The 13,115-nt window shown below is 69.2% G+C and carries 15 protein-coding genes; 7 read left to right on the top strand and 8 right to left on the bottom strand.

Annotated features, from left to right (window positions below):
• The first annotated feature begins 130 nt into the window (after positions 1–130).
• Entirely contained in the window at positions 131–1,159 is a 1,029-nt protein-coding gene (locus ACTOQ3_RS26960) for an oxidoreductase (protein WP_440086181.1), read from the top strand.
• A gap of 7 nt (positions 1,160–1,166) precedes the next feature.
• On the opposite strand, the gene ACTOQ3_RS26955 is transcribed toward ACTOQ3_RS26960, so the two are convergent.
• Positions 1,167–1,769 carry a TetR/AcrR family transcriptional regulator gene (locus tag ACTOQ3_RS26955; RefSeq protein ID WP_440086180.1) on the bottom strand — a complete coding sequence of 201 codons (603 nt, stop codon included), beginning with the start codon at positions 1,767–1,769 and terminating at the stop codon, positions 1,167–1,169.
• Positions 1,770–1,871: 102 nt separating this feature from the next.
• Between ACTOQ3_RS26955 and ACTOQ3_RS26950 the strand changes: the two genes are divergently transcribed.
• Together ACTOQ3_RS26950 and ACTOQ3_RS26945 are read left to right on the top strand one after the other, a co-directional pair.
• Positions 1,872–2,309, top strand: a complete 438-nt coding sequence (locus ACTOQ3_RS26950) for a nuclear transport factor 2 family protein (protein WP_440086179.1) — start codon at positions 1,872–1,874, stop codon at positions 2,307–2,309.
• On the top strand, positions 2,306–3,172 hold the full coding sequence (locus ACTOQ3_RS26945; protein WP_440086178.1) for an NAD(P)H-binding protein: 867 nt from the start codon (positions 2,306–2,308) through the stop codon (positions 3,170–3,172). Before ACTOQ3_RS26950 ends, ACTOQ3_RS26945 begins: the two co-directional genes overlap by 4 nt.
• A gap of 52 nt (positions 3,173–3,224) precedes the next feature.
• On the opposite strand, the gene ACTOQ3_RS26940 is transcribed toward ACTOQ3_RS26945, so the two are convergent.
• Together ACTOQ3_RS26940 and ACTOQ3_RS26935 are read right to left on the bottom strand one after the other, a co-directional pair.
• Entirely contained in the window at positions 3,225–3,992 is a 768-nt protein-coding gene (locus ACTOQ3_RS26940; protein ID WP_440086177.1) for a phosphotransferase, read from the bottom strand.
• Positions 3,989–5,506: an MFS transporter gene (locus ACTOQ3_RS26935; protein ID WP_440086176.1), complete on the bottom strand. Its 1,518-nt coding sequence runs from the start codon at positions 5,504–5,506 to the stop codon at positions 3,989–3,991. The genes ACTOQ3_RS26940 and ACTOQ3_RS26935 overlap by 4 nt, the downstream gene beginning before the upstream one ends.
• 67 nt (positions 5,507–5,573) lie before the next feature.
• On the opposite strand from ACTOQ3_RS26935, the gene ACTOQ3_RS26930 reads away from it, so the two are divergent.
• Positions 5,574–6,557: a LysR family transcriptional regulator gene (locus ACTOQ3_RS26930; protein WP_440086175.1), complete on the top strand. Its 984-nt coding sequence runs from the start codon at positions 5,574–5,576 to the stop codon at positions 6,555–6,557.
• 58 nt (positions 6,558–6,615) lie between these two features.
• Here ACTOQ3_RS26930 and ACTOQ3_RS26925 read toward each other — a convergent pair whose 3' ends face one another.
• Both ACTOQ3_RS26925 and ACTOQ3_RS26920 read right to left on the bottom strand, forming a co-directional pair.
• A complete protein-coding gene (locus tag ACTOQ3_RS26925) occupies positions 6,616–7,806 on the bottom strand; it encodes a hypothetical protein (protein ID WP_440086174.1) in 1,191 nt (396 codons plus the stop codon).
• 213 nt (positions 7,807–8,019) lie between these two features.
• Positions 8,020–8,493, bottom strand: coding sequence for a DUF4279 domain-containing protein (locus ACTOQ3_RS26920; protein WP_440086173.1), 474 nt, complete (start codon positions 8,491–8,493; stop codon positions 8,020–8,022).
• A 152-nt stretch (positions 8,494–8,645) separates the two neighbouring features.
• Here ACTOQ3_RS26920 and ACTOQ3_RS26915 point away from each other — a divergent pair, with 152 nt between their 5' ends.
• Positions 8,646–8,972: a hypothetical protein gene (locus ACTOQ3_RS26915; RefSeq protein WP_440086172.1), complete on the top strand. Its 327-nt coding sequence runs from the start codon at positions 8,646–8,648 to the stop codon at positions 8,970–8,972.
• Positions 8,973–9,131: 159 nt separating this feature from the next.
• On the opposite strand, the gene ACTOQ3_RS26910 is transcribed toward ACTOQ3_RS26915, so the two are convergent.
• The 3 genes from ACTOQ3_RS26910 to ACTOQ3_RS26900 all read right to left on the bottom strand — a co-directional run bounded on the left by ACTOQ3_RS26910 (position 9,132) and on the right by ACTOQ3_RS26900 (position 11,163).
• A complete protein-coding gene (locus ACTOQ3_RS26910) occupies positions 9,132–9,767 on the bottom strand; it encodes a hypothetical protein (RefSeq protein WP_440086171.1) in 636 nt (211 codons plus the stop codon).
• 318 nt (positions 9,768–10,085) lie between these two features.
• Positions 10,086–10,505 carry an ATP-binding protein gene (locus ACTOQ3_RS26905; RefSeq protein WP_440086170.1) on the bottom strand — a complete coding sequence of 140 codons (420 nt, stop codon included), beginning with the start codon at positions 10,503–10,505 and terminating at the stop codon, positions 10,086–10,088.
• A gap of 142 nt (positions 10,506–10,647) precedes the next feature.
• Positions 10,648–11,163 carry a hypothetical protein gene (locus ACTOQ3_RS26900; RefSeq protein WP_440086169.1) on the bottom strand — a complete coding sequence of 172 codons (516 nt, stop codon included), beginning with the start codon at positions 11,161–11,163 and terminating at the stop codon, positions 10,648–10,650.
• Between the two features lie 819 nt (positions 11,164–11,982).
• Between ACTOQ3_RS26900 and ACTOQ3_RS26895 the strand changes: the two genes are divergently transcribed.
• Together ACTOQ3_RS26895 and ACTOQ3_RS26890 are read left to right on the top strand one after the other, a co-directional pair.
• Complete coding sequence (locus ACTOQ3_RS26895; RefSeq protein ID WP_440086168.1) at positions 11,983–12,834, top strand: helix-turn-helix domain-containing protein; 852 nt, start codon at positions 11,983–11,985, stop codon at positions 12,832–12,834.
• Positions 12,835–12,842: 8 nt separating this feature from the next.
• The gene (locus ACTOQ3_RS26890) at positions 12,843–13,055 is read left to right on the top strand and encodes a DUF397 domain-containing protein (protein ID WP_440086167.1); all 213 of its coding nucleotides are present in this window, start codon (positions 12,843–12,845) and stop codon (positions 13,053–13,055) included.
• Positions 13,056–13,115: the final 60 nt, after the last annotated feature.

Below are 13,115 nucleotides of genomic sequence, written 5' to 3'. Positions count from 1 at the left end.
AGTGGAGGAGCCTCCGTTATCGTCGATCCCATGTAAACGGAGAATCCTCCGTTTTGTTGGCCGTCGTAGGAGAACCCATGCGCCACATCAAGCCCGGCCACCCGGGTCCCGACCTCTCGGAGGCGATCGCATGACCGCGCCCGCACTCACACCGCAGACCCCGCTCGGCACCGGATACGGCCCCGCGACGACCGCGGCCGAGGTCGTCGCCGGTGTCGATCTCACCGGCAGGACCGCGATCGTCACGGGCGGCTACTCCGGCCTCGGCGTCGAGACGGTCCGCGCGCTGCGCGCGGCGGGAGCGGAGGTCGTCGTTCCCGTACGGAACCGCGAGAAGGCGGCCGAGACCCTCGCCGGTGTCGACGGTGTCCAGCTCGAACCGATGGACCTCCAGGACCCCGCGTCGGTCGACGCGTTCGCCGGCCGTTTCCTCGACGGTGACCGGCTGCTGCACATGCTGATCAACAGTGCCGGGATCATGGCCGGCCCGCTCTCCCGCGACGCGCGCGGCTACGAGTCCCAGTTCGCGACCAACCACCTCGGCCACTTCCAGCTGACGCTCCGGCTCTGGCCCGCGCTGCTGCGGGCCGAGGGCGCCAGGGTCGTCGCGGTGTCGTCGTGGGGACACCGCCAGTCCGACATCGTCTGGGACGACGTGCACTTCGAGCGCCGCCCGTACGACCCGATGAGCGCGTACGGGCAGTCGAAGACGGCCAACAACCTCTTCGCCGTCGAGCTCGACCGGCGCGGACGCGACCACGGCGTGCGGGCGTTCTCCCTGCACCCGGGCAGGATCCTCACCCCGCTCGTACGGCACACCGACCCGGACCACCTCCGGCGGATGGGCATGATCGGGGAGAACGGCGAACCGATCATCGACCCGTCGCGGAACATCAAGAGCCCCGAGCAGGGCGCCGCGACGAGCGTGTGGTGCGCCACCGGCCCGCGGCTCGACGGGCACGGCGGCGTCTACTGCGAGAACTCCGACATCGCCCCGCTCGTCCCCGAGGGCGACGACCCCGTCGCCATCGCCGAGGAGCGGGTACGAACCGGTGAGTCCCTCACCTTCGGCGTCATGCCCTACTCGATCGACCCGAACTCCGCGACCCGGCTGTGGGACCTCGGCGAGAAGCTCACCGGAACGCGCCTCGACGCGTGACGGCGCGTCACCGGGGCCGGTCGGGGTCCGGGGCTCGGCCGGCGGGATCGCCGGCGAGAACGACGCGTACGAGACAGGCGAGGCCGTCGCGAGTTCGTTCCGGTGGCTGGTCGCTGAGATGCTCGATGAGATCACTGCGCACGGCGGCGAGCAACGCGTGGGCCAGGTAGTCGGCGTCGTCCGGCCGGTGAACCTCGGCGACGATCTCCGCCAGGTGCCTGTGCCACCGGTCGTACGTCGAATTCCGGTACGGGCTGCCGCTGCCGGCGTTCTCCAGGGCGAGCATCAGCGAGCGGTTCGCGAGCTTGAACCGCAGGATCGCGTCGAGCATCGCCGTCGCCCGCTCGACCGGGTCGGACGACGATTCGCCCGCGGCGAGTTCGGCGCGCAACCGCTCGCCGCGTTGCTCGGCGAGGGCCTGGAGAAGGCCGATCCGGTCACCGAATCCTCGGAACGGGGTCCCCTTGCCGACGCCGGCGGCGGCCGCGATGTCGTTCATGGACACGTCACCGGGATCGTCCGCGGCGTCGAGCAGGCGGGCCGCGGCGGCCAGCACCGCCTCCCGGTTGCGGACGGCGTCCGCTCGCTCCTTGCGCCCTGCCGCCGTCATGTCCCGCCCCTTCGGTTTGGCAATTCGGACCGCTGGTCCGTATATTAAATGGACCGGCGGTCCGAATTATATCGCGGAGCGTCCTTCGACCACGGGAGAGACATGACCGACACGACAGCCGCCGTCTTCCGGCGCGGCGTGGACCTGTTGCTCGCCAAGGACATGCGGGCCTACCTCGACTTGTGGCACGAGGACGCGGTGGCCGAGTTCCCCTTCGCGCCGCCCGGATGGCCGCGTCGCCTCGACGGGATCACCGCCATCACGGACTACCTCATCGACTACCCCGACAAGCTCGACATCGCCGAGGTCACCGCCCTCACCGTGCACGAAACGGTCGATCCGGCGGTCGTCGTCGCCGAGTTCACCGCCTCCGGAAAGGTCGTGGCCACCGGCAAGCCGTACGAGATCTCCTACATCGCCGTGGTCACCGTCGCCCACGGAAAGATCACCCATTACCGGGACCACTGGAACCCGACGGTCGCGCTCGAGGCACTGGGCGACGACCAGCTGGGCGTCGCGGCGACAGGCGCGACCCGATGACCGAAGCCGACACCATCCTCGTGACCGGCGCGACCGGCAACACCGGCCGGCGCGTCGCCGACCGGCTCATCCGGCGGGGACATCGCGTACGGACCGCGAACCGGAGCCGACCCGCGCGGCCGGAGGCCGCGCGGCGGCACGTGCGCTTCGACTGGGACGACCGGAGCACCTACCCCGCGGCCCTGGACGGCGTACGCGGCATCTACCTGATACCGCCGATCGGAGTCGTCGAGCCGGCGCGGCAGATGCGGCCGTTCCTGGACCTGGCCCGCGGCGCCGGCGTGCGACGGATCGTCCTGCTCAGCTCGTCGGCCATCCCGGCGGGCGGGAGCGGTCTGGGGGTGGTGCACACCGCCATCGCCGACATGTTCCCCGAGTGGGCGGTACTGCGACCCTCCTGGTTCATGCAGAACCTCGCCGACGACCACATGCACGCGCACAGCATCCGTGAACGAGGCGAGATCGTGACCGCGACCGGAGACGGCCGGGTCGGCTTCATCGACGCGGCCGACATCGCCGCCGTGGCGGTACACGCCCTCACCGACACGACCCCGCACAACACCGACCACCTGCTGACCGGCCCGCAGGCCCTGAGCTACGCGGAGGTCGCGGCGACCATCGCCGAGCTGAGCGGGCGCCCGGTCCGGCACCGCGCCGTCACGGTGGACGTCATGCGGCAGCTGCTCACCGACGCCGGCATCCCCGACCGCTTCGCCGTCCTCCTGTCCGGCATGGACCACGCCATCGCCGGCGGAGCCGAGGACCGGACCACCACGACGGTCGCCGACGTCACCGGTGACCGGCCGACGAGCTTCCGCGAGTTCTGCGCCGCCCACGTCCGGCGATGGCAGCCGGCCGGCTGAACGGCGCGGGAGTTCGGCGACGGCGGCCGGTCGGACGAACGGCGCGGCACCGTCACTCCTCGTCGAAGGCCCTGAGCAGGAGGTCGCGGTTCGCGGCGAGGTAGCGGATGTCGGCCTCGTACAGGTCGGCGTGGCCGCCGTCGATGTGGGACTGGAACGCCTCGTTGCCCCGTTTCGCCTGGGCACGCATGAAGTCGATGAGGGCGCGCAGCCGGTCGGCCACGATGTCGAGGAGCGCGGCGTCGGCGGGAATGCCATAGGCGCGGCAGAAGCGGGCCGCCCGGCGCCCCTGCTCCGCGGGGCTTCCGTAGCTGTCGGGATTGTCCGGCGAGTGCAGGGGAGCGAACCGGTAGACCGCGTACGCCACGTCCCACATGCGCGGGCCCGGGTGCGCGGCGTCGAAGTCGATGAGGCCCACGACCGTGCCCTCGCGCACCACGCAGTTGTACGGCGCGGCGTCGCCGTGGCAGATGACCTCGGCGGGCGAACGCGCGGGCAGCCACCACCGGTCGCCGGGACCGGTTTCGAACGTGGCGCTCGCGTCGTGGAAGCGGCGCAGCAGCATGGCCGCCGAGTCCAGGAGTTCGGACGTGCGCAGCTCGGAGGGGAGCGCCTGGTGCACCTGTCCGTGCAGGAAGGTCAGCACCTCGTCGTCGGCGTCGAGGCCCAGCGGCTCGGGGGCGCCGTCGAAGCCCCGCGCGCGCACGTGCCGCAGCAGCCGGTGGATCGCCGGCGACGCCGCGGAGGCCGGGCGGTGGACGGTGTCGCCGTACCGGCGCACCACGTTCATGCCGCCGCGGAGTTCCTCGCCCTCGGTCATACGGCGGGCTTTCTCGTACGATCCGCTCCGGTACGCCACACCGTCGCCGACACCAGCACGGAGGCCAGGACCAGAGCGCCCGCCGCGGCCAGGAAGGCCCACCGGTAGCCGCTGACGGCCGCCGCCGGGGAGGAGTCGCCGGCCTCCAGCGCCGCGCCGGTACGACCTATCGCGATCGCGGCGAAGACGGCCAGCCCCAGGGCGCTGCCCAGTTGCTGCATGGTCGTCTGCACCCCGGAACCGAGTCCGGCGTCCTCGTCGGTCACTCCGTGCAGCGCCGCGTTCTGCAGCGCGGGAAAGGCGATCCCCAGCCCCGCGGCGATCATCACCATGGCGGGCAGCACGTCACCGGCGTAACCGCCGGCGACCGACATCCTCAGCGCGACGTACAGCATGCCCGCGGCGCTGAGGACGAGACCGGCGCCGCTGGTGAGCGCGGTACCGAGCCGGGCGGTCAACACGGTGGAGAGCATCAGCCCGCCCAGGAAGGCCACGCAGAACGGCAGGTAGGCCAGCCCGGTGGCCAGCGGCCGGTAGCCGAGCACGTTCTGCATGTACAGGGTGAGCAGGAACATCGTCGCCGCCATCCCGCTGGCCAGCGTGACCGTCGCCAGGTTCGCCGACAGGCGGACGCGGCTCGCGAAGAAGCGCGGCGGCACCAGCGGCGAGGCGGCCCGCGCCTGCACGACGAGGAAGGCGGCCAGCGCGGCCAGCCCCGCGCCCAGAGGGAGGAGGGTGGTCGAGGCGCTCCACCCGGCCTGACCGGCCGACAGCAGGGCGGAGATGAGCGCGATCAGGCCGGTCGTGACGAGTACCGCCCCCGCCCAGTCCACCCCGCGGCCGTCACCGCCGCCCGGCCGCGCCTTCACCAGCCGCGGCGCGAGCAGCAACGCCACCGCGGCGACCGGCAGGTTGATCAGGAAGATCCAGCGCCAGCCCGCCAGTTCGGTCAGTGCCCCGGACAGCAACACCCCCACCGTCGCGCCCAGTCCGCTCAGCCCTCCCCAGATCGCCAGGGCGCGGGCCTTCTCACGACCGTCGCGGAAGGTCAGCACGATGATCGACAGGGCGGCCGGCGCTGCCAGCGCCTCGCCCAGGCCCTGCCCGAACCGGCTGGCCACCAGCATGCCGGTGTTCGCCGCGAGCCCGCTGGCCAGTGACGCCAGCGCGAAGATCGCCGTGCCCAGCAGGAACAGGCGGCGCCTGCCCCACAGGTCGGCCAGCCGCCCGCCGAGCAGCAGCAGCCCGCCCGCGGTCACGACATAGGCGTTGACCACCCAGGCGAGGTCCGCCGTCGAGGCACCCAGGTCACGTTGCAGCGAGGGCAGCGCGACGTTCACGATCGAGCTGTCCACGGTGAACATGAACTGCACCGTCGCCAGCACCGCCAGCGCGCGCCAGCGGCGCGGATCCGCCGCGCCGTCCCCGGCCGTACCGGTCACGTCGGCGGTGGCGGTCGTGTCTCGGACGGTCGTGTCTCGGACCGGTTCGCCCGACCGGGTGTCCTCATCCATGAGGTCCACCCCATCGCTCACCGGCGTGCGGTGTCCAACAAAACCTTCCCTTCTTGACAAGCGTTGCTTGTCGCTGCAGCGTGTGGGGGTGGATCTCGACCTTCGACAGCTTCAGGCGTTCGTCACGACCGCCGAAGAGCTGCACTTCGGACGGGCCGCGGCCCGGCTGTGCCTCACCCAGCAGGCGCTGTCGCTTCGTGTCCGACGCCTGGAGGAGACCCTGGGCGGATCGCTTTTCGTGCGCGGTCATCACCTCGTCGAGCTGACCGACCTGGGACGGCGGCTGCTGCCCCTGACGCGCCAGACCCTGGCCGCGGCCGAGGAGATCGTGGCCGCCGCCCGGCTCGACTGCCGTCCGCTGCGGCTCGACACCTTCCGCCCGATCGCCGGCTCCTTTCTGCTGCGCTGGCTGATCGACCTGGTCGACCTGCCGCTGGAACTGAGCAGCCGGCACAGCCTGGGGACCGCTCTGTCGGCGCTGCGGCGTGCCGAGATCGACGTGGCCTTCGGCCGGGTGCACGGCCTCGCCCCCTCCCGGTTGGAGGACCTGGCTCATCAGCCCCTGAGGTTCGAGCCGCTGTACGCGCTGATGTCACGCCGTCATCAGCTGGCGGCGCGGTCCCGCCTGCGCCCGGTCGACCTGCGTTCCTGCGGGATCTGGACACCGGCCCTGGCGGGCGCCACCGAGCTGGACGGCTATCTGCGCGCCTTCAGTGACCACTTCGCCATCCCTTTGGCCATCGGGCCGGCGCTGGCCACGCTGGAGCAGGTGGTGGCGCAGATCCACGCCCGTACCGACCGTGTGTGGCTGATCGACGCCAACGCCCAGACCGCCGACATCGCGGACACGGCGCTGATCCCGCTGGTCGATCCCACCCCGCTCTACCCGTGGTCGCTGGTCTGGCGGCGCCGCAACCACCATCCGCTCCTGAATCGGCTCCTGCACACCGCCACCACCACTGCCCTGCAGGAGGGATGGCTTCACTACGAGCCCACCGCACACTGGCTGCCGGCCGAAGACCTCGCCGCCGCGGCTGCCGGCCGTCCGTAAGGTGAGCTTCCCCTCCTCGTAGGACGGACAATTCTGGCCTTGCGCTTCCCCGGCCGTACTACCGGTCTTGCCAGGTGGCCTCGGCGCACAGGACGCGGGCCGCCTCGTGTGGTTCGGCGTCCCTGACCACGTAGTGGTTGGCGCGTCCGGTGAACCGCTCCGAACGGAGCACGGTCACGATGCCCGAGACGAAGATCCGGCGACCGTGCGGATCGCGGGCGTGCACCTGCCGGTCGACGGTGAGATCACCACTGGACGGTTGCCCACCGATGGCGTCCTCCCACCGCCAGAGGCGACGGCTGATCCCCGGCGACATGTCTCCCCTGCCTTCGTAGACCATGGAGAAACTACGGGAATTCTCCGGATTCAACTCCTCGGCGATGCGCTCGGCGTCGGACATCTCCCGCAGCTGCTCCTCCTGCTCATCCGGTTCATCGTCGGAGAAATGGTGCGGAAGGAGTTCCAAGGCCTCCTGCCGCGCGTAGTAGCGGTCGATGAGGGGATCGGCGAACCGGCCGGGCCGGTCCTCGGGACGGGCGACGCTCTCCGGCGTGACCTCGGTCCCGTCCTCGATCTCGACGCCCCGCGCCCGCAGCCACTCGTAAATCGTCACGCCCTTCCCGCGGAGCTTCTCCTCCTTCGCGCTCAGCCACTCCTCGAAGGTCCGCCGGGAAGGATCGACCCGCATCGCGGCCCAGTCCTGGGCGGCCGACACGGGCACGGGCACCGACCGGGGCCTGAGCGGTGGAGGCCGCAGCTCAGGCGAGAACGACGGGGGGACGTCCCCTTCCGGCGCCGGCATGATGTACGGCGCGGCCGGCAGGTGCAGCAGCGGATCGAACACGTCACGGATCGGCCAGAAACGCAGCAGCCACCGCTCCTCGGGGGCGTCCGTGTCCTCGTCCTCGTCCGTGTCCTCACCCGGCTCGCCGTCCTGGGTGAGCGACTCGAAGTGCATCGCCATCCCGTACTCGAAACACGGCGGCCCGATGAGGAAGTCGTGGCCACGCTCCTCCATCATCAGGGACAGGTGTACGACACCGCTGTCCGCCACGAAGGTCGCCTGGTCGACCGGCGTCCAGGAGCCCCCGGGGGGCGGCGGCTCACCGTCCCACGCCTCCATCCGGACATCCGCCACGAAGTGGTAGCCCTCCGGGCTGCTCCACTCCTCAAGGTCGGCGCCCGCCAGGGCGAACATCCCGTACTGCACGTAGACCTCTTCGTCGATGCTGCGGAGCATGCGTGCCATGCGCGTCCCTCGGTAGATCCAACTCCGGCCGGTCGGGGGCAGCCTGCCGCAGGCGTCCGACAAAACCACGCACACTCTCGATCGGCCTGCCCCCGGGCGGCCGTTCGTCGAGGGGGTGGGTGCGGTACGCCCCGGCTCGCGCGCCGTTCGGCTCGCCGCGGGCCAGGAGGTCGTGCGGAAGGTGGGTGTCGCACGGCCCAGGCAGATGCCGGTCTAGGTCATGTCGTACTCGTCGACGTCCAGGGCGGCACCGGTGGCGGTCAGGAAGCACCGCACGTCGAGGTCAAGGTGCCAGCCGAGCAGGTTGGGCTCCCGAGGTGACCCCGGATCCACGGTGCTCGAGAGGGATCGCGGAGGGTTCCCCTCATGCCCGTCGAGACGGCGCACGACCTCGAAGACCGCGCCGCCGTGTTCCGCGTCTTCGGCGCGAAGACGTCCGGCGAGTTCGGCGATGCGGCCGGTATGGGGCCGGAGCCGGTCCAGAACACGGGATACCTGCTCGTCGACCCGCAGGTCAGGCTCACGGCATACGATCTTCCAGCTGTGGCTGACCGGCCTGACCGGCTCGGCGCCGCGGCCTCCCCGGACCGTGACCTCGTCAGGCTCGACGCCCAGCCACCGCGCCATCTCCTCCGCGGAGGTGTACCGGCTGAACAACGCGAAGTAGACATACTGGTGGACGCGCATTCCGCGACATTACCGGCGTGCGGTGCCGTTGGCGCCGTGGTGGAGGAGGGCCGCGGTCCGCCGTACGCGGCGCCGCTTCGCACGGAGGTGATCCGTCCACGGCGGGCGGCGGGGAAAAGGGATCGGCCGCCGCGCACATCCTCGACCAGGCGGTGAGGGATTTTTCACGGTTCTCGAACGGATGGTGGTCGGCCCCCGGCCTGTACATGATGGACGAGCCGGAGGCGGCCCTGTCGTTCACCTCGTGCCTGCGGCTGCTCAGCCTGATGGACCGGGTACGCGGCGAGGGCGGCCAGATCATCTGTGCCACCCACTCGCCGATCCTCGCCAGCCTGCCCGGCGCCCAGACCCTCGAACTCGACGACCACGGGATCCACACCACCGAGTGGGACAAACTCCAAGTGGTCGACCACTGGCGCCGCTACCTGGCCAAGCCCGAGTTCTACCTGCGCCACGCTCTGGACCAGGGCGACGGCTGACCCCGGCCCTACCACGAGGGCAGCACCTGTTGAGACCGGCGCGACCGGCCAACGGCGCCGGACGAGCCCGAAGACGCTGAAATCACGTGACGCCGGACAGGTGGCGACGGTCAAGGCGCGGAGGCGTCGCCCCGCTCGGCGGAGACGAGCACGCTTGAGCTACAAGTCCAGCGCCGGGGCGTAGACCGACTGCTGCTCCCGGACGAGCCGGTCAAGGTCCAGGCGTACGCCGCTCATCGCTTCCACGGTCGCCAGGGCCGTCTCCCAGTCGCGATATTGATCGGGGTACGGCACGCCCGTTTCGGCGTCGGTCATCTTCCGTTCGGCGAGCATCCGGAGTGCGCCCAGGTAGGCGTCCAATCCCCGCGGGTTCTGGCCGGTGCATCCCGACGGCTGGGGATGCAGGATGTCCAGCGTGGTGACAAGAGCGCCGTCGGCGCCGTAGCACAACTCATTGGCATTGTTGATCAACCACCAAAAACCCCACGCTTGAGCGTTTTCGGTCAGCCTGGCCCACGCTCCCGGGGTGGTGGGCGAGAAACCGACGCTCGCTATGAGGATCACGCCACGCTCGCTTTGCTCCAGCGCCACATAGCCGGTGTCCGGCAGATCCACCGGAAGGCGCGGAACGATCGTGCTGGGGTCGGCACCCAGCCGGCACGCGACCTCGGTGACCGTCAGCGGCGTGTCACGACCCCGTACGACCATCCAGAACATCGAATCGGTGTTCATCAGGCCCCGCACCGCGGACAGGTCGCCAAGATCTTTCAAGAAGCGCGTGTAGTGTTCGATCATCTCAGGTGTAACCGGATCCACTGGTTTTCCACCCCTGTCGGGAGGTGCCAGGATAGCGATCACTCACGACAGTGGCCACGCCGCGGCATGTGTCGCATGCCGCATGGGCTCGGCCGGAGCCGTGGGGCGGCTTCAGTCCTGAGGTGATGTTTCGGGGGGCGGCGAGTTCGACCTCGAATCCGTCGGCGACCAGGACGGCCGGCAGGTCGTTCCCCCCTCGCACGGTCACTCGCGGTTGTTCCCGGTGGACCGGTGCGATGGTACGAGTCCATCCAGATCTCGCACCATCACACCGGTCCACCGGCCTTGTCCGGGTTCTCAGCCGGGTGAGCCGAGCTCGAACCAGATGACGGTCCCGGTGCCGTCGCGATGGAAGCCCCAGCGGGTCGCGAGGTCGTTGACGAGCATCAGTCCCCGGCCGCCCGTGGCGTCCAGCCCGGAGTTCCTTACGCAGGGGATCCGCGCGGAGCCGGGGTCCTGGACGGTGACGATGACGCCGTGCGGGAGGAAGGCCACCGTGACGACGAACTCCCCTGGCCGCTCGACCGGTCCCGTACCGTCCCACCCGGTGCCGGTATCAACTGGTTGGGCGGAGTGCTCGACGGCGTTGGTGGCGAGTTCGCTGGTGAGGAGCACGGCGTCGTCATGCAGCGGGTGGTCGTCCCCGAGGATCTCGGCGACGAAGTTTCGCGCGGGCCTGACCTGGTCGCGGGTGGCCCCGAACCGCTGAGAGATCACGGGAGACCTCGCGGGTACGTGACCCGCGTGACCCGCGTTATCCGAGGGCGTCGACCACCCGGGTACGTAGCCCAGGTGCGGCGACCATACCGCTCCCGCCTGGGTCGGTTCCGTGGCGCCGTCGGCTGTCGCTCGGAGCCGGTCAGCGAACACGCCGGCGAGCACGGAGAGGAGTCGCCCCGCCATCCCGGTCACCCCCCTTCCTCGTGATCGCGATGCTCTTCCCGCCCCCGGTCTTCCTTTCCGTCTCGCCCCCGGCGTCCCTTTCCGCGAACCTGACGTCCTCGGTGCCGTCGACACCTTCAGGTCGTGGCTCTGGAACGGCCGTCAGGCAGCCCGTCCCGGGGAGAGGACGCCGTGGCCGTTCACGCTGGTCGGGGGTGGGGTGTGGGCGGAAGTCCTCGATGTGCCGCATCCGCCCGACCAGCTCGGCGAAGGTGTCGGCCTCGACCAGGCCGACGCGCTCCCGGCACCAGGTGGGGGAGAGCGCCCACCAGCGCTCGGTGGCCTTGCCGTACCAGAGGCACCAGCCGGTGAACCGGAGTGCCAGCGCGCCGGTGTCGTCCTCACCGGGCTCACAGGAGAGGGGAGCGGGGAGGGTTTCCGTTGTTTCGGCGGTCGTTGTTGTGCCGGTCGTTTCAACGGGTGGTGGGCTCATGCCGTCACCCCTTTCCGGTACGACTCGCGCCTGCCCGGCCAGGGCCGTACACCCGGCGACTCCCGTCCGTACGGCTGCTGCCTGGACGAAGGCTGTCCGTACAGTTGCTGCCCGTACGGCGGTGCGGACATCGCGGCCGGTCGCGCGTGGCGTCCCCTGCCTGCGGGAGAACCGGCGAAGGGACGGCTCGTCGGGCGCGTGGCTACGGCGGTGGATGGATTCGGCGCGGCGGGCACCGGGTGTGCGGCCGGTACGGCCGAGGGCAGCCGACCGCAGAGCCCGAGGCGGCGCCGGGCCGTCATGCGGGTACGGACTTGGGCCGGGGTGGGCTGCTCCCACAGGTGATCGGGCCGATGCGGCAGGCTGGCGGCGTCATGCGCGTACGGGGGATGGCCGCACCAGCGGCAGCCGAGGGGCGAGGGCGGCTGCTCGGCATGCCAGCGGACCCGGATGATCTTTGAGGTTCTACTAGGGTTGGACACAGGTCGCACCTCCAGTGTGCGGTTGAGGTTCTGCCAGACGACGCCATTCGTCTGGCAGAACCGTTTTCTGCAACGTCCTCGGCCCGGTGATGGCACCGAATGAGCCGAGCTCTCTCTTGGCCCGCATCGGGCCGCCATCTTTGAGTGACTGCTCTGCGAGAGTTTCAAAAGGTGCGTTAGGTGAGAGTCACACCTAGATCACTCTGCGTGATGGATACTCTTCACATAGTGAGGGCAGGCCGCAGAATTTTCAAGGCCAAAATTTCATCGCCGGTATTGTCTAGTTTCGGCGGGCAGATTGTGCGATTCGCTTACTTAACACGTGAGAAGAGGGCAGATGACCGGTAGTCCGACCATCAAACGGCGGCGTCTGAGCGCCGAGCTCATCCGACTACGCGAGCAGGCGGGTCTCACCCACGATGAGGTGGCCAGGCGCTTGGAATGGTCGCGCGGTCGCCTCACCCACATGGAGCAAAATAAGTGGGTTCTGCCGGATATCGGTAACGTTCGGCTCCTGCTCGACCTCTACAGCGTCGTCGACCCCGCCGTACGTGAGGCGATACTCGATCTTGCTCGGCAGTCCCGAGAAAGAGGCTGGTGGGCCAAATACAAGGACGTGTTCGGTGGCAGCCTTCCCGGCTTCGAGGCAGAGGCCACCCAGATCCGTACCATCGAGCTCGTAACCATCCCTGGCCTGCTGCAAACGGCTGGCTATGCCACGGCGATCTTCCAGGCCGGACAGGTCCTTGATCAAACTGCTGTCCAGCGACGTGTTGAGGCGCGTCTGGCCAGGCAGGCGATCCTCAGCCGTGACAACCCGCCACAGATCTGGGCTGTCATCGACGAGGCGGCACTGAGAAAGATGGTTGGTGGTCCCAAGGTCATGGCGGAACAGCTCGGCCATCTTGCTGACATGGCGATGCGACCAAACATCGCTGTCCAGGTGCTACCTGACTCAATCGGTGCACATGCGGCGATGGGGAGCGGGTTCGTCATCTTGGACTTCATGGGGGAACTGGATCCATCGATCGTCTACCTGGAGACGCCGACAGACAATCTCTTCCTGGAGCGACCGGAGGAGATTCAGGCGTATACGCTCACTTTTAACCGGGTAGTGGCGGCAGCCCTGACCGTCGAGGAGTCTGTACGTTATGTGGCTGCCCTGTCTGATCAGCTACAGCAGGAATAGAGGCGACGGTGGATCGAATCCCTCCAAGGCTCATCTGGCGCAAGAGTAGCCAGAGTGCTCAGCAGGACAACTGTGTGGAAGTGGCAACCCTTCCTGACGGAGGCTGTGCTGTACGAGACAGTAAGGATCCGAATGGGCTAGCACTGAGCTTTGCCAGGGATGAATGGCATAAATTCGTTAACAGCGTCAAGGCTGGAGTATTTAATAATCTGGGCTGTTAATCAGAGGGTATTTGTAATCTTTGTGTAGCGGAGTCAACCGGCCGACAAGCGAGGAGAACG

Source organism: Streptosporangium sp. LJ11 (assembly GCF_051918945.1).
GTDB lineage: Bacteria > Actinomycetota > Actinomycetes > Streptosporangiales > Streptosporangiaceae > Streptosporangium.
Note: the sequence above shows the minus strand (reverse complement) of the source record. Positions and strands in the feature narration are given on the sequence as shown.